Genomic DNA, 18,142 nt, shown 5'->3' with positions numbered 1-18,142 from the left:
GCCGTGTCTCAGTCCCAGTGTGGCTGATCGTCCTCTCAGACCAGCTACCGATCGTCGCCTTGGTGGGCCTTTACCCCCCCAACTAGCTAATCGGACGCGAGCTCATCTTCAGGCTATAAATATTTTCCCTTTCGGTACATCGGGGCTTAGCAGTCGTTTCCAACTGTTGTCTCCGTCCTGAAGCCAGATTCTCACGCGTTACTCACCCGTCCGCCACTAACGTATTGCTACGCCCGTTCGACTTGCATGTGTTAAGCAGACCGCCAGCGTTCATCCTGAGCCAGGATCAAACTCTCCGTGTTGTTGAGTTCTTTTGGCTATAGTCAAGTTACTCAGGCTTTCACAAATCTGTGTTTTCCTTTTTCCTTGACTTTTTTCTCGTTGTTTGTGATATTGAGTATCAGCGATGCCTTTACTCTCAATCCTTCATTTTTTTGACGAGGTTAATAGTGCTTTAAGCTTTCAAACTATTCTTTTTTCTAGGTTCAGTTCTGTGCCTTAAGTCCGCGGTGTGAACCGCCTTCTCTCTGGCGCTTTATTAATATACTTATTTCGCAAGGGGTTGTCAAGCTTTTTGTGAAACTATTTTTGACTTTTTTTGAAAGGTATACACACCAAGGGTTTTGGCTGTTGATCGATGCTCCGGTATCCGATCGCCCAATCCGCTTTTCCGGATCTCACTTGTTTGGGGCGTAATTCTCAGGTTTTTTCGGGGACTCGGACGCTAATGGGTAGAATATCTCTACAGACACAGACAGATGCTCTATATATATGTGTTCGATCGCCCGCTTATGAAAAAACCTGCCGCTCGCCCTAGTGCCTTATTCATTACCTGCGCTTCACTGCTGATCGCTTGCACTCAGACGAACACTCCCCAGACATCGACTACAGTATCTCCAGGTACTTCGCCATCTCCGGCAACTTCGCCACAGGGTTCGGCTGCGGGGAACTCTACCGCTATTCCCGTTGGGGTTGGGGTGGCGCAAACTAGCAATGTGGCTTTACTCGGCCAGGAACAGGTGGCTGGGGCGAAAATTGCTGAGAAATATTTCAACGATAAGGGCGGTGTGGATGGGACGCCGATTAAACTGGTGTTCCAAGATACGGGTGGAGATGAACAAGGGGCTATTAATGCGTTCAACACTCTGATCAATCAGGATAAGGTCGTGGGGATTGTGGGCCCAACTCTATCACAGCAGGCTTTTGGTGCCGATCCGATCGCCGATCGCGCAAAAGTTCCCGTACTCGGACCATCCAACACCGCTAAAGGCATTCCCCAGATTGGCGATTATGTGGCCAGAGTCTCCGCCCCTGTCGCCGTGGTAGCACCTAATGCAGTTAAAGCGGCCCTGAAGCAAAATCCCAATATTAAGAAAGTAGCCGTGTTTTTTGCTCAGAATGATGCTTTTAGCAAATCTGAGACTGAAACTTTTCAGACAACGGTTAAAGATATGGGACTGGAATTGGCAACAGTCCAAAAATTCTTGACTACTGATACAGATTTCCAATCTCAAGCCACTAATGGGATAAATGTCAAGCCCGATTTGATAATTATTTCTGGGTTGGCTGCAGATGGAGGCAATTTAATTAAGCAGTTGCGGGAGTTGGGCTACAAAGGCGTTATCATTGGGGGCAACGGTCTGAATACTTCCAATGTATTTTCGGTTTGCAAGGCTCTTTGCGATGGGGTTTTGATTGCCCAAGCATACAGCCCGGAATATCAGAATGAGATTAATAAGGCTTTTCGTGATGCTTATCGCGCTCAATTCAAGAAGGAACCGCCTCAGTTTAGCGCTCAAGCTTTTACTGGCGTACAAGTTTTTGTTGAGTCATTAAAAGAAATTAATGCTAAGTCGAAGGTTAGCCAAAAGCCTTTGGCAGAATTGCGTACAGATTTGAATCAGCAGTTGTTGAGGGGAAAGTACGATACGCCTCTGGGGGAAATTTATTTTACGCCGGAAGGTGAAATCAATCAGAAAGAGTTTTATGTGGCACAGATAAAAATGGATGCTGATGGAAATAACGGTAAGTTTGAGTTTTTGAAATGAAGTCAGAACACGGATTTTGACACGGATACACCGATGAGTTATTGAGTGTGACTCTGAAGTCTCCCCCCCGGCCCCCCAAGGGGGGAAGTCAGAAGTCAGAGTAAAAATTGTATGTTTTTTGTTGTTGAATGATTTCGGCGTGAGGCTCAATTCTTAACTGGTGATGGACTTAACTCTGTTTCTGCAACAATTTTTGAATGGTTTGTCGATCGGCAGCGTGTATGCTATTTTTGCCCTGGGATACACCCTAGTGTTTTCTATTCTCGGAATTATTAATTTTGCTCACGGTGCAGTGTTTACTTTGGGTGCTTATTTCACTTATGCGCTGATGGGCGGTGCTTTTGGTTTTAACGGGTTGTTGGCTAATGCGAGAATTCCCGTGCAGTTTCCTTTTGCTGTGGCGCTAATTTTGGGCAGTACGCTGGCTGGTTTGGTGGGAGTAATTGTTGAAAGAGTTGCTTTTTTGCCTTTGCGCCGAAGACACTCAGATCCTCTGCTGACGGTGGTTTCTAGTTTGGGTGTGGCAGTTGCGATAGCTAATATTATCCAATATCTGGTAGGGGCGGAAATTTACACTTTTCCTGCTAACACTTACGGCTATTTACCTGCTGCAATTAATTTCGGAACAGTAGATAAACCTATTCCGATTCGGACTGTTCAAATAGTAATTTTCGTGGTGTCAGTTGCGATTGTGGCTGTCTTAACTTACTTAATAAATTTCACTAAGTTTGGCAAAGCAATGCAGGCGGTGGCTGAAGATGCTACTACTTCTAGTCTGTTGGGTATTGATACTGACAGATATATTGTTTTGACGTTTTTTGTGAGCAGTTTTCTGGCTGGTTTGGCGGGGAGTTTGGTGGGTTCGAGTGTGAGTATTGCTGGGCCGTATTTTGGTATTGCTTTTGGTTTGAAAGGTTTGGCGGTGATTGTACTTGGTGGATTAGGGAGTATTCCTGGGGCTGTTTTGGGTGGGTTTATCATTGGTTTGGTGGAGGCTTTTGTGCCGGGAGATTTTTCGGCTTATAAGGATGCTGTTGCTTTTGGCATATTGTTTATGATGCTATTGGTTAGACCGCAGGGTTTGTTTGGTCGGCGTTTGATTCAAAAGGTGTAAAATAGATAATTAGGTGATTAAAATTGGGGCGATGGTTCGACGCTTCGCACGCACCAACGGCCACGGGGGATTGCCCCCTAAAGAAACTAATTATATCGGAATGATTTAACCGCAGAGGACGCAGAGAACGCAGAGAAAGAGAAGAGAGAAATGAATGATTATGAGGGGACTGGATTTGAGATGAAGTTGGTATTTAAGTATGTTTATTATTTAAAATAAAATCATGGCTGTATTTTTTACTACTTATGGGTTTCTGATTGTCTCGATGTTGTTGGGTGCAATGTTGGGAATGTCGCTGTATTTGCCTCTAATGACTGGTCAGTTGTCTCTCGCTAGCCCTGGTTTTTATGCGTTGGGTGGGTATATTGCGGCGATTTTGTCTACGACGGTGTTTAAGCCGACAGGGGGTTTGTTTCCTCTGCCATTGCTGTTGGGGGAGATGATAATTGCAGGGGTTGTTTCGGGGTTGCTGGGGATTTTGGTGGGAATTCCGGCGCTGCGGTTGAGTGGGATTTATTTGGCGATCGCAACTATTGCTTTTGTGGAAATTTTGCGGGTTTTATCGCTGAATCTAGACATCACGGGCGGGGCTGTGGGCATTTTTGGGATTCCGCAACCGTTTGGGACGCCGATCGAGTATTTGTGGATTGTACTACCTTTACTTTTGGTAAGTATGGCGATTGTCTATCGGCTGGAACGGATTCGGGTGGGGCGGGCTTTTGCTGCGATTCGGGCTGATGAATTGGCTGCTGATGCGATCGGCATTAACCCGACTTTTTATAAGGTTCTGGCTTTTACATTGGGTGCTGTTTTAGCAGGGGTTGTCGGTGCGGTTAGCGCGCATTTTCTCAATACTTGGAACGCCCGTCAAGGTACTTTTGATGCTAGTATTATTTACTTGACTTCTGTGTTGATTGGTGGTAGCAGAACTTTTGTAGGGTCTGTTTTGGGCGGGATGGTTTTTACTGCTTTGCCGGAGGTTTTGAGGGGGATGGCGACTATTGATGGATTGCCGGTTTGGTTGGCGCAATTTCTGCGGGATGGGCGGTTAATTATTTTTGGGTTGCTGATTGTAGTAGGGACGATATTTTTTCCACAAGGGTTGGTGACACCGGAGTTGTTGAAGAAGTTTAGAAAGGGCGATCGCACTTCTGTTTAAAAAAAGATAGCGTTACGATTTCGCCCCATCCTCATCAATGGCTATATCAAGGATGTACAATTATTAAGAATTTTATTATTTAGGTGGTAAGAATCATATTACTTTTTCTTGATTCTGGCGTTATTCTTGGTAGAATCCGAAGCTTCTGCTTTGAACCGATCGCATAAGTTTTGTGCCATCAGTTGACTAACTTGCTCATGGCCTTGACTATTCCAATGACCGTCACAGCACATAGCATTGGGAAAGCCATGTAGACAAGTTTGATTTTTTTCTGCATACTCTAGCAATCGTGGGACTGTATCCAATGTCGTAATATTCAGGCGATCGCCAAGGGCTTTGATTCTCTGATTAGGATAATACAAGTCCTTAATCTTAAATCGTTTCATATAGCTTTGACGCATCATAGGCTCAGGATTGACTTGAACTCCCGAACTAACAATCAAAATCATAAAATCTGCCTTTTTGGTCTTGACTTCCTGATACATTCGTGTAACTAATTCCTCAGTTATTTGCCAAGCCTCTTTCCATACTGGATTGATAGGTTCTTGAAAGTTATGAGCTGAACGCTTTTTTTCTGTGGCATCAACTAGACGTTTCTTATTATTTAAATCAATTTGTCTGAATAATCGCAAAATGCGTGAATTATTGACCAACCAAGTCGGAAGATAATCAACAGATGAAAATTCTAAATAATTATGTTGTCTTTGTGAAATGTTCAGCCCTGAATTATCTAAAACTAATTCGCCATTTTTATATACGAAAAATGGCTTACGTTGAGAAAATTCAAGTTTTTTTGAATTATTAATGATATCGTTGCCAGGAAGAAAAGCTAAGATAACTAAATCTGGAGAATATTGCCAGACTTTATGGCGCAGAGTGATTAGTTCTTGATCTGTCCCATAGCCCTGAACCCCAAAATTAATTACCTCTACTTTGCGATCGCCTAAAGCAGCACATTGTTTATTGAGTTGCTTTCTCATTTTCCACCAAAAAGTATTTTCCATCGGCACTTGTAAAGATTCGGCAAAGGAATCTCCTAACACTGCGATCCGAAAAGTGTTTGGTGGTTTCTCCTTGGTATGTTCGCGATCGCGCAAACCATCTTTATTTGCGCGAATTAAGGAGCTATCGCCTTCCCCATGCCACTCGAAAGACGTACCCGGTTTCAATGACCAACCAGCGGGATCGTCTAATGTGTAACTTGCAAAAGAAGCAAGATCGCTTGGTTTTTCTATACCTTTAATTCCCCCCAGATGCAGAGCTAATTCTCCCATAAAAACACCGGCCATAATTCCTCCCAAAACTAGGCTGAGTTTTTGCGCCCATAAACTTAGTTTTTTCATCTTAGTTTTTTCAAAAATAAAAATAGGCTCTCAATCGCCGCGACTATCTCACAAAGACAATCCCTACAGACAATTAATGTTTTTCTTGCGAAGCTAATTTTATGCTTTTGAGTATCATATATCGATCGCCCAAAAGTGCAAAGGGAAAAAAGACGGATAAAGGCGGGTATTTATCAAATTTGGATAAAGGCGGATAAAGACGGATAAAAGCGGATAAAGGCGGATAAAGTCGGCTATACTAACCCTAGTTATCTGATACCCCTACTGATGGACACTGCCCATATATTGCAATTTGTAGATGAAGTGCTCAGCCCGAAGACAGGCAAACATCTCAATGACTTGCAGCGTAAAATTATCAAGGGAATACTGAACCGACACAAGTATTCTGATATTGCAGGTACTTACGGTTGTACCGCGGGTCATGCTAAGGATGTAGGTTACAAGCTTTTACAATTGTTATCGGAGGTTTTTGATGAAGCAGTTGATAAAGGTAATCTGGAATCAGTTTTAGAACGTCAATTAAACCTGAAGATAAATTTGGGCGATCGTAATACGACTTATTTTGGTAATAGCAACACAATTAACTATATCAATGCTTGCTCAGAAGTACCCACTACTAGCACCGAGAAAAGTCAGCCTCCGAATTCTGAATCTCAGGGCAACAAGAATCAAGTTAAGATTGAAGCGGTGGGTAAGTTACGGCAGCTTGGCTTGAGCGATGAGCAAATTGCAGAGGTGCTAGGCTTAGCCTTGGAGGTAGTGAAGCAGATGGATTGAAGAAAATGAGTTTATTAAAAGTGTCAAAGGTATTGTAAGCTAGAAAAATAAATGAGAGGTACGATCGCGCAACCTATTGTTGTTTTTTTACAAAGTAACTAAATTAGGCTATTTACGGAAACAAACCTAAACGAATCCATAATTGTCGCGCTATTAACTGTGCTTGAGAGTTCATTCCCAAACTCTCAACTGTTACTCTACCTGTTGGTGTCCTTCCTGCGATCGCACCAGACTCAGTTTGCACTTGAAAATGCTCGTCCCATCTATCTTGTCTTGGGTGAAAAAGGGAAACTTGTGTGTTAGACGTAGCATCAATTCCGCTTGTATTAGTTCCTTTCCGAAGATTGCAAGAGCGACAAGCTAATGCTAGATTTGAAATTTCATCATTACCGCCTCGATAAAGCGGAACAATATGTTCAACCTCAAAAGGAAAGTTGAATACGATTTCAGGCGCGCGACAATATTCGCAGCGATGAGCAGCGCGATCGGCTACTAAAGTGTAGTAAGGGTTCATTAACTAAATTATTGTACAAGAGCCGATGTCCGAACTGTAGCAGCTTTGAGTTCAACCTCGACAAGACTTTCTAATTCTGCTTGTTCTTTAGGAGAAAGAGTTTGTCCTCGATCGCGTGCTGTACGCCACAAATTCATTAATTCTGATAATCTTTTTTGTTGTTGGACAGTAAAGAATTCGTCAGGGTTAAAGCTTTGAATGACTATTAATGCGCTGAAGTTTATTTCACCTAACAAAGCCGTTAAAGCATCTAAAGCTTGACCAGCAGTTTGGCCAACTGACTCCCGATCGCCCGCAATAGCACGATAAGATTTCTCGCCGCTGGCATTAAATACAGGCAGGATAGCTACTGTAGTCATATCTCCTTCTATATCTGTTGTTTATTAATGGTAACATTCAAGATGCTATATTGTGCGATCGCAATTCAATGGCTGCGATTTACACAATATTCTGCCAGATTGTGATAGTTTTGTCACTGCTGCCGCTAGCAAGAAAATCTCCTTCCGGGCTAAAATTAACGGAATAAACCGAATTAGTATGCCCAGAAATATTACAAATTTCTCCACCGTCTTTAACTCGCCAAATCTTGATAGTTTGATTGCTGCTGCTAGCCAGAATCTCGCCATCGGGACTAAAAGCAATAGAATCAACATACCAAGAATGTCCTGTAATAGTTAAAACTTCTTGCCAATCTTTGACCCACCAAATTTTAATAGTATTGTCATGGCTGCCGCTAGCCAAAAACTCTCCATTTGGACTGAAAGCTATGCAGCGAACGGAGTCTGTATGACCTGTAAGTGTGCGAAGTAGCTTCCCATCTTTAACTCGCCAAATTTTGACGGTTCTGTCCCAACTGCAGCTAGCAATAGTTTCACCATCAGGGCTAAAAGCGACAAAATAAACTAAATTGATGTGACCCGCAAGCGTGCGAATTTCTTGCCCGTCTTTGACTCGCCAAATCTTGATTGTTCTGTCCCAACTGCTGCTAGCAATAATTTCGCCATCGGGACTGAAAGCTGCGCCGTAAACGGAGTTACTGTGACCGATCAGGGTGCGGATTTCTTGTCCATCTTTCATCCGCCAAAGTTTGACAGTTTTGTCGTGGCTGCTGCTGGCTAGCATCTGTCCGTCCGGGCTGAAAGCTACTGTATAAACCGAGTTAGCGTGTCCTGTGAGGGTGACAATTTCTTGCCCGTCTTCAACTCCCCACAGCTTGATTGTTTTGTCATCGCTGCCGCTGGCTACAACTTCTCCGTTGGGACTAAAAGCCACAGAGTAAATTAAGTTTTTGTGACCTGTGAGGGTGTGAAAACATTGCCAGTTATAGGTTTGCTTTTGGGGCGGGGCGGGAGTTTTTCCGGGTTTAACTAACTTGGAATTTGTTTGAGGAATTGCTAGGTCGATCGCAATTTGGGGATTAATTTCTTTTAATACTTCAACAGCCGTTTGATAGCGGCGGTTAGTAGCATTTTCAATCATTTTGTCTAAAATTTTCCCTAGTTGTTCACTCACGGGGTTGTTAGCCAAATACTGTCGCCATATCCAGGCATCTTCACCAGGATCGAACAGGTCAAAGGGGGAAACTTGAGTTAGCAAATACAAACAAGTTACGCCTAAACTGTATAAATCGCTGGTAAAAAATGCTTTGCCTCTAGCTTGTTCGGGGGCAATGTATTCGGGGCTGCCGATGCTGGTTCCTGTTTTGAGTAATGCCGTACCTGTGGCAATTTTGGCAGCGCCAAAGTCTACTAAAACTAATTGTTTGTCGGCGCGGCGGATGATATTTCCGGGTTTGATGTCTCGGTGAATAACGTTGTGGGAATGGATGAAGTGAAGTACGGGAAGTAAGCTGTTGAGTAAGTCTTGAATTTGAATTTCTGTAAATGTGCCTTCTGTTTCTACAATTTGTGCTAAGTTTTGCCCGTCGATAAATTCTTGGACTACATATTGTCTGCCCTCTTGGATGGAATAGGCTAATAGTTCGGGAATTTGAGGGTGTTTGCCCAATTCGTCTAATCGCATTGCTTCTTGTTCAAAAAGTTCGGCTGCTTTTTTGCTGTTGCGATTGCTTGCTGATGGGATGAGTTGGGTTTCTGCGGGTAAAAATTGTTTGATGACGCAGCGGGGTTTTGAGGGTTTGTCTTCGTCAACGGCGAGGAATGTTCTGCCAAAACCGCCTTGTCCGATCGCCTTTATAGCCCGGTAGCGATCGCGCAGCAGCAGTTTTGAACGGCAATGTTTGCATAATTTGACTGCGGGGGGATTTTGCGGCTTGGAACAGTTAGGATTCAGACAGTAACTCATTCGATTTTAAATTTCGGATTTGTGATTTTTGATTTTAACTTTTTGAATATTTCTACAGCGCAGTAGATATTATACCTCATTAGCTTTTTAGGAACGGGCTAGAAGCCCATTCGACAAGAAATTCACTCTTTGTGGAATGGGCTTCTAGCCCGTTAAGCGAGAATGGTGCTCTGGGCGTGAGTTCCGGGATACCTTACTATATATGCCAGTTGCGTCAGTTCTGTTTTAGAAGTTCCACATAACGGGGTTATCGTCTAAATGATCGGTGACTGTTCGCCCGATCGCGTCAATTTCTTTTAATTCTTCTTCACTCAATTTTACCTCAGCAGCTTTAGCATTTTCGGCTGCTTGTTCCCCGTCGCGCGCGCCGACAATTGCATTTGTTTGTGGCTGGGAAATCAACCAGGCTAAAGCTAAGTTGCCCAAGCTTATCTGGTGGCGATCGGCAATTGGTCTGAGTTGATTTAATGCTGTTTGCACTCGGTCGTAATTTTCTTTGATGAACAGCTTATTTTTGGCGCGGTGGTCGCCTTCTTCAAACTTGTGTTCTGGCCCGAATTTACCTGTCAATATTCCTTGAGCTAGAGATGAATAGGCAATGATGGAGATATGATTGTCCACACAATAGGACATCGCATCTTTTTCTACCCAGCGCCAAAACAGAGAATATGGCGGTTGCAAGCTGTCGATGCGTCCGTATTGGGCCGCTTCTTCTATTTGGGCGCGGGAGAAGTTGGAAACGCCGATCGCCCGAATTTTTCCCTGTTCTTTTAACTTGTTCAGGGCGTCCATTGTTTCTGCAATTGGCACTAACTCGGAATTCCAACTGCCAGCGGGCCAGTGGATTTGGTAAAGGTCGATATAATCGGTGTTGAGGTTTTTTAGCGATCGATCGCACGCTTCGATTACCAACTCGGGTTTCAGGTGGTTGGCAAAAACTTTGCTAGCATAAACTACTTGCGATCGTACATCTGAAAGTGCTTGACCGATAATTTGTTCCGAATGCCCTTCTCCGTAAACCTCTGCCGTATCAAAGGTGGTAATACCTGCCTCAAAAGCCGCGCGCATTGCTTTGACAGTTTCAGCATTCTCAATTCCCACCCACATCCGCTTCCCAGCTTGCCAAGTCCCCATAATTATCGGGGTAATCTGAATTTGTGATGTCCCTAATTGTCGCTTTTGCATACCCTAAGTCCTCATTTATATTTTTAGTATTCACCCTCAAGCTCTCTAATCTTAACAGAAAAAAGTTGGGTAGTAATGCACAGTAATGATATCGTTTTCTTATGCAATAATTATAGTGATGTACAAAGTTAAAAATTACCCCAATATGGTTGGGCAGTTTTTTTGATAAAGACAAGCTTTTACCAACCAAACGAGAAATTCGCTGCATTAAAGTATTATTAAGTCTTTCAATATAACTGGTTTCTCCCGATTATTTACCTACAGGTCGATGTCTTTTAAAAAGTAGCACTTCTGAATAAGATTCCCAAAAATCCGTATAACAAACAGCACATTGTCTATAGACCAATACGGTTCAGTTAATGTTTTTTTGTCCGAAGAGAGCTTTGGGCGAAGCATAAGCCCTTCGGGCAGGATTCGCCAACGCAGGATCGGTTTTTCACAGGGTTTTGTCTCCATGAGTGTCTTATGTGAACCGTATTGACCTATGGACATTTTATTGGCAAAATACAACCTTTTGCTAGCAATCCCTCAATCCATTCTACCCTAGTCCCAAACTACCTTGTAAAGCAATAACTTAATCCTCTAAAATCAGTTTTGCATTTTTTTGTGTTGCTTGAGAACTTTAGCGGGACTGATAAATGAAATGCCCTGAGAAGATGAGGTACTAATCATGACAGCTTCAATGACAGGATCATAAACCGTTTTTTCTGCAACCCACTCCACAATAAAGTTTGCACCTGAGCCTCCACTTGTATCATCTGCTGCAATAAAAAAGTCTGTGGAAGCAAGCGGTTTGAGTTCTACTGGACTCTTAATGTCGTGCCTAATCAATTTCCCATCACTATCGTAGTAACGCACCGAAGTAATAATAATCGAATTTGTCAGATCCGTATTGCGGATACTGAGGGTGGCTGACAAATTCATGACTTGATCCTGGCTATTGTAGTGATAAATATGTGAGTAAATAGGGACATATACGGTTTGTCCCATCACAACTTTTGTTTTATCTAACGAGACTGCTCTTAGTGAAATTTCACGTTTTATATCGGGTTGTTGTCTTTGTGAGGTAGTTTGGTCCCAACAAGAGCTCAGGACGATCGCCCCTAGCGCCCAACCAACCCAGAAATCATGTTTAAACTTCATCGGCATTCATCCAAATACACCACATACATTGCAGTTACGTCTAAAGCAGAGTGCACATTCTCTTTCGTTTGAGGCGGCTTAGTGATAAGGTTTGAGCGGCAGTTCAACCTGGAACGTTGAGCCCAGGCCCACTGCACTTGTCACCTGTATTTGTCCGCTGTGTGCCTTGACAATTTGTTGGACGATCGCTAACCCCAGCCCAAAGCCTCCGCTATCCTGCGAGCGATCGGTGTCTACTCGATAGAAGCGATCGAAAATATAGGGTAAGTCCGCTTCTGAAATACCGATTCCCGTATCGATTATCTGAATGACCGCCAAATTGGAATGAAGAACTAGGCGTATTGTTACAGTTCCGCCAACGGGAGTATATTTACAGGCGTTGTAAAGCAAGTTTTCGACTACTTGCCGTAGCAAATCAGGGTCAGCCAATAATTCAATCCGTTGTTCTGGTGATTCGCAGGTCAGTTTGATATTTTGGGCTTCTGCAAGTGCGACAAACTGGGTTGCTAAATTGCTCAGCAACTCGTTGAGATTGATTAACCTGAGCGATTCCGGCGCCAGGTGCCCCTGATGACGAGCCAACAGCAGTAAATTATTCACCAGGGCTCCCATGGATTTTGCGCTATCTACAATGTTTTCTAAGGGAGGATGGTAACGTGAATCATCAGCCGCCATGAGCAACCCAAGCTGGGCATTAGTGAGAATTGCAGACAGGGGCGATCGCAACTCGTGAGAGGCATCGGCTGTAAAGCGCTGAAGCTGCTGATAGGCTTGCCGAATCGGTTGCATGGCCAGCCCACTGAGAAACCAACCTGCGAGGGCAATTAAGCCCAGTGTCAGCGGGACAGCGAGAGTTAGCACAATCTGAAGCTCAGTGAGCCTGTTTTGAGTTTCTGTCAGGGGAGTTGCAACCTGAAGATAACCGAGTACCCCTGTTCTACCTTCAACGGGTAATGTCACCTGACGCAGCCAGATTCCTTTTCCCAAAAGTGGATCGGTCGATCGAACTGTGAGATAACCAAAGGGCGTATTTAACCGATCGGGAGGAGAATTCCCAAAAAAACGAACTAACCGCCTTTGTGCGTTATACCAGCGCACGTAAATCAGATCTTCAGCAAGGGGATGGGAACCGCTGCCTAACAAGGAAACATGACTCAGATCGACCTGGTTCTGGTTTTGGCGAACTTCATAATGTACGCTGGCAGCCATGACTCTAGTTTTGTCATAGAGCAGTCGATCGAGCGCCTCTAGTTTATCTTTTACCTCAATCTGATAAATCGCCCCAGCAAACAGCACGAGAATGCTTCCCATTGAGAGGGTGAACCAACGAGCCAGATTGCGACGACTTTGATTAAACATGACTTGCCTTCACGATCGTTGCTTTTCGGGGGAAGTGAGGCGATAACCCATGCCGTAAATGCTCTCGATCCAGTCTGCCGATCCTACAGCCTGCAAGCGTTGGCGGAGTTTGCGAATTAGAACAGTGATCGCATTGCTCTCTGGTTCAGTCCCCCATTCCCACACGCCTTGTTCAATCTGATTCCGAGTCAAAACCTGTCGGGGATGGCGCATAAAATACTCCAACAACTGAAACTCGCGACTGGAGAGGGAAACGGTTGCACCTTGTCGCTCAACAGTAAGAGTATCGAGGTGGAGGTGCAGATCCTCAAGGCTGAGCGTATCTCCTTGCCAAAGGGGCGATCGCCGTCTTAAGGCCCGCACTCGTGCCATGAATTCAACCAAATCGATCGGTTTCACCAGGTAATCATCTGCACCTGCGTCTAACCCAGTCACTTTTTCAGGCGTGGTGTCTCTTGCCGTGATCATCAAAATCGGCGCTGTTTTCCCTGCTGCTCGATATTGACGACAGAGATTTACCCCACTGATATGTGGCAACATCCAGTCCAAAATCAACAAATCATATTCTTTTTCTGACAACAGCCACTGTGCCGTCTTTCCATCTTTTACCCCATCCACGCTATGTCCTGCCTGAGACAGCACTGTTTGAAGCGGCATCAGTTGCTTTGGGTCGTCCTCCACCAGCAAAACTCTCATATCTCGGCTCGCCTCCTTCGCAGCTTGCAGTTTTCAGAATTATTAGAGTTTGAGGTGATTCGCGCATCTTCTTTAAGCTAGATTTTAGGAGAGATTAAGTTGTATTAAAGTGCCAATAGATAGTATTAGGCTCAGAATGGATGGGAAAGAATAGCGGATGATTAGACGTTGGCTAAAAGCATCAGGCGCAGAGTTTTGGTTGCCATTGCCGTTTGTGGCGATCGCGTTTTGGGTTTGCTCTAGTTTCCTAATGGCTCAAGAATTACAACAACCCCAGATAGTAAAGAATAAACTTCAGGCAGATACCCAGCTTAAAGCAACGGTGTCTGTCAATATATTGCTGATCAACGCGGTGATTAACCGAAAACAAGGAACCACCCAGGTTGCGGTAGAAACAGCAGAACCCATTTTGAAGCGATTGGAATTAGAATTGCCAATGACTGACGCAACCCAGATAGAGGCAGCGATCGCGCAAGAACTCCAGTTATCACGTCAAAATGTTCGCCAGTTAGTCCGTTACGAGATCGTGGAATAAGTTTATTGTTTCAATATTGCGATCGCATCCAGTAGACCTCTTGCAAAAATCCTTTTCATCAATTGACGGGACGGGCTATCCGGCCCATCCCACAAGAGTTATTTTTTTTGTGGGACGGGCCGGATAGCCCGTCCTATTTATTTTTGCGATCGCATCCAGTCAAATAAGGTTGCCAAATCCATAGGTTTCCTGGCTGGGATCGAGCAATTCCTCAAGCACCAAGAAGCGTCCCATACTCTTGCCGCTTGAGGATTAATAACTACTGAGTGACGATTTCGTTATTGATTGAAACATTCGCTGCAGTTTGCCGAGCAATTTGTTCTGCCAATGCTTTTTGTTCTGCAGTTTGAACGCGCCCTGTTAACACAATCGAATTATCCCGATCGTCTGCGTCCAAATCGAACGGCTTGAGAGTGGCATCGGAGTCTAAGGCATCTTCTACGCGATCGGCAATATCGTCAATGTCTTGATTTTGAGGCGTCTGTGCGGTCGTGGTTGCAGGCGCTGGAGTGGTTGGAACAGTCGTATTTCCAGTGGCAGTTGTGGGAGCAGAAGTAGATGGAACAGTTGTCTGTGGAGTATTGGGGGAGGTGCAAGCACCTAAACCCAAAATAGCAACAGTGCTGACGCTGATTCCTTGCACCAATAGCTTTAATAATTGCATATTCTTTGTTTGTTTTGTTTGTTGTGAAACGCAATTTTGCCGATAAACCTCAGCATGAAGTCTTTGAGGATTTGAACTCAATATAGCCTTTCGAGCTCTCATATGAGGTACTCATGGGCATAGGCTTCCGTGGGCATAGGGCATACCTCACTTTTTTGAAAACTTGTATAAGTAAATGTACCATAGTTCATCCATCAAAAGTAATGCTTTTTACAACCCTTTTAATAAAAGGTAACAATAAATCAAATGGAGTGAACTAAGGTTGGCAAGTTTATAAGTTATCTTAATCGGTTCTCTGCCTAAGTATAGGGAGCAAATGTGATCCAAATGTGAGTAACAGAAATCAGTCGCTCACTTTTCCCTCACTTTCATCAATGACGCTAGAAACAAGACGAAATAACAAAGAAGCAGTTGGCTTGACAATAAACGTTATGACTGCAACGAATGTAGAAAAATTAGTAGAACACTCTTGGCATCACCTTTCTGTCGAGAAAGTGGCTCGGATTTTAGAGACTGACCTGGAAATAGGTCTATCTTCCCAGGTGTCAGCCGAACGGCGCGAAATCCTCGGCCCCAATCAACTAACGGCTCAGAAGCAGCAAAGTGCCTGGTTGCGATTTTTTCAGCAACTGAATCAGCCACTAATCTACATTTTGTTAGCTGCTGGGATAGTAACAGCATTTCTGAAAGAGTGGATTGATTCAGGGGTAATTTTGGGGGTCGCTCTGACGAACGCCACCATTGGTTTCGTTCAAGAGTCAAAGGCAGAGAATGCGATCGCCGCTTTAGCAAAATCTGTTGCAACTGAGGCAACCATTCTCCGCAACGGTCAAAAGCAAGTGGTTTCCTCCAGCGAACTGGTTCCTGGCGATCTCGTCTTGCTGTCTTCTGGGGATAAAGTGTCTGCGGATCTGCGGCTGATCGAAGTCCGTGACTTACAGGTGGATGAGTCAGGATTAACGGGAGAATCTGTCCCGGTTCAGAAGCAATCCCAGGCGCTAGAGGCAGACGCTGCACTGGCCGATCGCACGAACATGGCCTATACCGGAAGCCTGGTAACGTTTGGACAGGGACGCGGACTCGTCGTCAGCATTGGTGACATGACCGAGACCGGACACATCTCCCAACTCATGCAGCAAAGTACCGCACTGGAAACGCCACTGAGTCGCAAAATTGACAAATTTAGCAAAACCTTGCTCTATGTCATTTTAGGTTTTGCTGCCTTCACCTTTGTCGCAGGCATTGCCCAAAGATTTTCTTGGGTTGAGGTGTTCAAGGCATCTGTGGCCCTTGCCGTCAGCGCAATTCCTGAAGGCTTACCCGCGATTTTAACGGTGACACTGGCGATCGGGGTTTCCCAAATGGCAAAGCAGCACGCCATTATTCGCAAACTTCCGGCAATTGAGACGCTGGGCAGCACCACCGTGATTTGTTCCGACAAAACCGGAACCTTGACAGAGAATCAAATGACTGTTCAGGAGATTGATGCCGGTGGAAAGCGATATCGGGTTAGCGGTGGAGGATATGCACCAGACGGGGAAATTTCTGTAAATGGACATTCCGTTGACCGGGCGAACGCACCTGCTTTATATGAATGCCTGCAAGCAGGATTGTTGTGCAACGATTCGCATCTAGAAGTGCAAGATGGAAACTGGACTGTAATCGGTAGTCCAACGGAAGGGGCGCTGGTTGCGGTAGCCCAAAAAGCGGGGTTAATTACTGAGAAACTGGAGGAAGCGTTTTCCCGGCTCGATACACTGCCGTTTGAATCTCAGTTTCAATACATGGCAACCTTACATGACGATCGCCCACAACGGTTGATTTATGTCAAGGGTTCAATTGAGGCAATTCTCAAGCGGTGTCGCCAGATGCTCGATCAAGAGGGAGAGGCGAGATCCCTCAACCCCGCGCCGATCGAGCAAACCGTCGACAGAATGGCGAAAAAAGGGTTACGAGTTCTGGCACTTGCCAAGAAAGTTGTACCCGCTTCTCAATCTTCAATTGAGCATTCTGATATTGAGCAAGGGTTAACTTTTGTGGGTCTGCAAGGCATGATCGACCCGCCTCGCCCCGAAGCGATTCAAGCGATTGAAGCCTGTCGGTCTGCGGGAATTCAGGTCAAGATGATTACCGGCGACCATGCCAAAACAGCAGCAGCGATCGCGCACCAAATGGGACTAAATCAAACCCAAGAGGCTCTTGTTTTTACGGGTCAAGAACTCGCTCAAATGAATCCGCAGGAATTAGCCAATGCTGTTGAACAAAGCTGCGTGTTTGCTCGTGTAGCGCCAGAACAAAAGCTCCGCATTGTTGAAGCACTTCAGTCTAAGGGCGAGATTGTGGCGATGACAGGAGATGGAGTTAACGATGCTCCCGCCCTGAAGCAAGCTGACATTGGGATAGCGATGGGCATCACGGGCACTGAAGTCACAAAAGAAGCCGCAGATATGATTCTGACGGATGACAACTTTGCTTCGATCGAGAAAGCAGTTGAGGAAGGGCGCACGGTTTATAAGAATCTGCTGCGGGCGATCGCCTTCATCCTGCCCGTGAATGGTGGCGAGTCCATGACCATCTTGATTGCCGTACTTTTGGCAACCCCACTACCCATTTTGCCAGTACAAATTCTCTGGCTGAATATGGTCAGTTCAGTTACTTTGAGCTTACCGTTGGCATTTGAGCCACCCTCTCCCGATGTCATGCAACAGCCGCCTCGACCTGCCAATGAACCGCTTCTGTCTCGCAGGCTGACCGCTCGGATTTTGACAGTTTCGGTATTTAACTGGATTGCGATCTTTGGGATGTTTGAATGGATCGTCCAAACCACAGGCAATGAAGCTCTAGCCCGGACGATGGCAATTCAAGCATTGGTGGCGGCCGAAGCTTTTTACCTATTAAGCATCAGTCGCTTCGTTCCGGCGATCGTCGCCAAACTACGCGGTAAGGATGAATCAGTTGGCTACGCGGTAGCGATCGGCATTGGGGCTATTTTCATTCTCCAATTCCTGTTTAGCCAATGGGGCATTATGAATCAGTTATTCAACACTGAAGCTTTGAACCCAATCCAAGGCTTAATTTGTATCGGAGTCGGACTGCCCATGATTGCTCTGTCAGCTTTGCTAAAGCGTTTTGCACCTCTGAACTAAGTGGTTTTTGTGATGCGAGTTTCACAGCGGCTTTACCAGAAAGAATTGGTTTAAAGCCCCCAGCATAAGCGGGAGAAATTAAAAGAAAACTATTCATTACTCCCATCCTCTTCCTTCCAGATAGAGTTCGCTATAAAGCGGTCAACTGTCAACTG

The 18,142-nt window shown here is 44.9% G+C and carries 15 protein-coding genes, 1 rRNA gene and 1 pseudogene; 6 read left to right on the top strand and 11 right to left on the bottom strand.

Annotation, left to right across the window (positions count from 1 at the left end; all coding sequences use genetic code 11):
- A 16S ribosomal RNA gene (locus QUB08_RS19670) occupies positions 1-302 on the bottom strand; the annotation flags it as partial.
- Positions 303-791: 489 nt separating this feature from the next.
- Here QUB08_RS19670 and QUB08_RS19665 point away from each other — a divergent pair.
- The 3 genes from QUB08_RS19665 to QUB08_RS19655 all read left to right on the top strand — a co-directional run bounded on the left by QUB08_RS19665 (position 792) and on the right by QUB08_RS19655 (position 4,321).
- The gene (locus QUB08_RS19665; protein WP_333226313.1) at positions 792-2,048 is read left to right on the top strand and encodes an ABC transporter substrate-binding protein; all 1,257 of its coding nucleotides are present in this window, start codon (positions 792-794) and stop codon (positions 2,046-2,048) included.
- Between the two features lie 163 nt (positions 2,049-2,211).
- Positions 2,212-3,162, top strand: a complete 951-nt coding sequence (locus tag QUB08_RS19660; RefSeq protein ID WP_333226315.1) for a branched-chain amino acid ABC transporter permease — start codon at positions 2,212-2,214, stop codon at positions 3,160-3,162.
- A gap of 223 nt (positions 3,163-3,385) precedes the next feature.
- Positions 3,386-4,321 carry a branched-chain amino acid ABC transporter permease gene (locus QUB08_RS19655; protein ID WP_333226311.1) on the top strand — a complete coding sequence of 312 codons (936 nt, stop codon included), beginning with the start codon at positions 3,386-3,388 and terminating at the stop codon, positions 4,319-4,321.
- Positions 4,322-4,419: 98 nt separating this feature from the next.
- Here QUB08_RS19655 and QUB08_RS19650 read toward each other — a convergent pair whose 3' ends face one another.
- Complete coding sequence (locus QUB08_RS19650) at positions 4,420-5,664, bottom strand: SGNH/GDSL hydrolase family protein (RefSeq protein ID WP_333226309.1); 1,245 nt, start codon at positions 5,662-5,664, stop codon at positions 4,420-4,422.
- A gap of 267 nt (positions 5,665-5,931) precedes the next feature.
- Here QUB08_RS19650 and QUB08_RS19645 point away from each other — a divergent pair, with 267 nt between their 5' ends.
- On the top strand, positions 5,932-6,441 hold the full coding sequence (locus tag QUB08_RS19645) for a hypothetical protein (protein WP_333226307.1): 510 nt from the start codon (positions 5,932-5,934) through the stop codon (positions 6,439-6,441).
- A 112-nt stretch (positions 6,442-6,553) separates the two neighbouring features.
- On the opposite strand, the gene QUB08_RS19640 is transcribed toward QUB08_RS19645, so the two are convergent.
- The 8 genes and pseudogenes from QUB08_RS19640 to rppA form a co-directional block, all read right to left on the bottom strand.
- Positions 6,554-6,955, bottom strand: a complete 402-nt coding sequence (locus tag QUB08_RS19640; protein ID WP_333226305.1) for an HNH endonuclease — start codon at positions 6,953-6,955, stop codon at positions 6,554-6,556.
- An 8-nt stretch (positions 6,956-6,963) separates the two neighbouring features.
- The gene (locus QUB08_RS19635) at positions 6,964-7,314 is read right to left on the bottom strand and encodes a hypothetical protein (RefSeq protein ID WP_333226303.1); all 351 of its coding nucleotides are present in this window, start codon (positions 7,312-7,314) and stop codon (positions 6,964-6,966) included.
- A gap of 79 nt (positions 7,315-7,393) precedes the next feature.
- Positions 7,394-9,259: a serine/threonine-protein kinase gene (locus QUB08_RS19630; protein ID WP_333226301.1), complete on the bottom strand. Its 1,866-nt coding sequence runs from the start codon at positions 9,257-9,259 to the stop codon at positions 7,394-7,396.
- Positions 9,260-9,484: 225 nt separating this feature from the next.
- Positions 9,485-10,444: an aldo/keto reductase gene (locus QUB08_RS19625; protein WP_333226299.1), complete on the bottom strand. Its 960-nt coding sequence runs from the start codon at positions 10,442-10,444 to the stop codon at positions 9,485-9,487.
- 97 nt (positions 10,445-10,541) lie between these two features.
- Positions 10,542-10,787, bottom strand: a pseudogene (locus QUB08_RS19620) (IS1 family transposase); the annotation flags it as partial.
- A 245-nt stretch (positions 10,788-11,032) separates the two neighbouring features.
- A complete protein-coding gene (locus tag QUB08_RS19615; protein WP_333226298.1) occupies positions 11,033-11,587 on the bottom strand; it encodes a DUF3124 domain-containing protein in 555 nt (184 codons plus the stop codon).
- 78 nt (positions 11,588-11,665) lie between these two features.
- Positions 11,666-12,946, bottom strand: coding sequence for a HAMP domain-containing sensor histidine kinase (locus QUB08_RS19610; protein ID WP_333226296.1), 1,281 nt, complete (start codon positions 12,944-12,946; stop codon positions 11,666-11,668).
- 9 nt (positions 12,947-12,955) lie between these two features.
- Positions 12,956-13,642 (bottom strand): two-component system response regulator RppA, encoded by a 687-nt coding sequence (gene rppA, locus QUB08_RS19605; RefSeq protein ID WP_333226294.1) that lies wholly within the window; start codon positions 13,640-13,642, stop codon positions 12,956-12,958.
- Between the two features lie 157 nt (positions 13,643-13,799).
- On the opposite strand from rppA, the gene QUB08_RS19600 reads away from it, so the two are divergent.
- Positions 13,800-14,177 carry a hypothetical protein gene (locus QUB08_RS19600; RefSeq protein ID WP_333226292.1) on the top strand — a complete coding sequence of 126 codons (378 nt, stop codon included), beginning with the start codon at positions 13,800-13,802 and terminating at the stop codon, positions 14,175-14,177.
- A 259-nt stretch (positions 14,178-14,436) separates the two neighbouring features.
- On the opposite strand, the gene QUB08_RS19595 is transcribed toward QUB08_RS19600, so the two are convergent.
- The gene (locus QUB08_RS19595; RefSeq protein WP_333226289.1) at positions 14,437-14,841 is read right to left on the bottom strand and encodes a BON domain-containing protein; all 405 of its coding nucleotides are present in this window, start codon (positions 14,839-14,841) and stop codon (positions 14,437-14,439) included.
- A gap of 431 nt (positions 14,842-15,272) precedes the next feature.
- Here QUB08_RS19595 and QUB08_RS19590 point away from each other — a divergent pair, with 431 nt between their 5' ends.
- Positions 15,273-17,987 carry a cation-transporting P-type ATPase gene (locus QUB08_RS19590; protein WP_333226287.1) on the top strand — a complete coding sequence of 905 codons (2,715 nt, stop codon included), beginning with the start codon at positions 15,273-15,275 and terminating at the stop codon, positions 17,985-17,987.
- Positions 17,988-18,142 lie beyond the last annotated feature (155 nt).

It is taken from the genome of Microcoleus sp. BR0-C5, from assembly GCF_036705045.1.
Classification (GTDB): Bacteria; Cyanobacteriota; Cyanobacteriia; order Cyanobacteriales; family Microcoleaceae; genus Microcoleus.
Note: the sequence above shows the minus strand (reverse complement) of the source record. Positions and strands in the feature narration are given on the sequence as shown.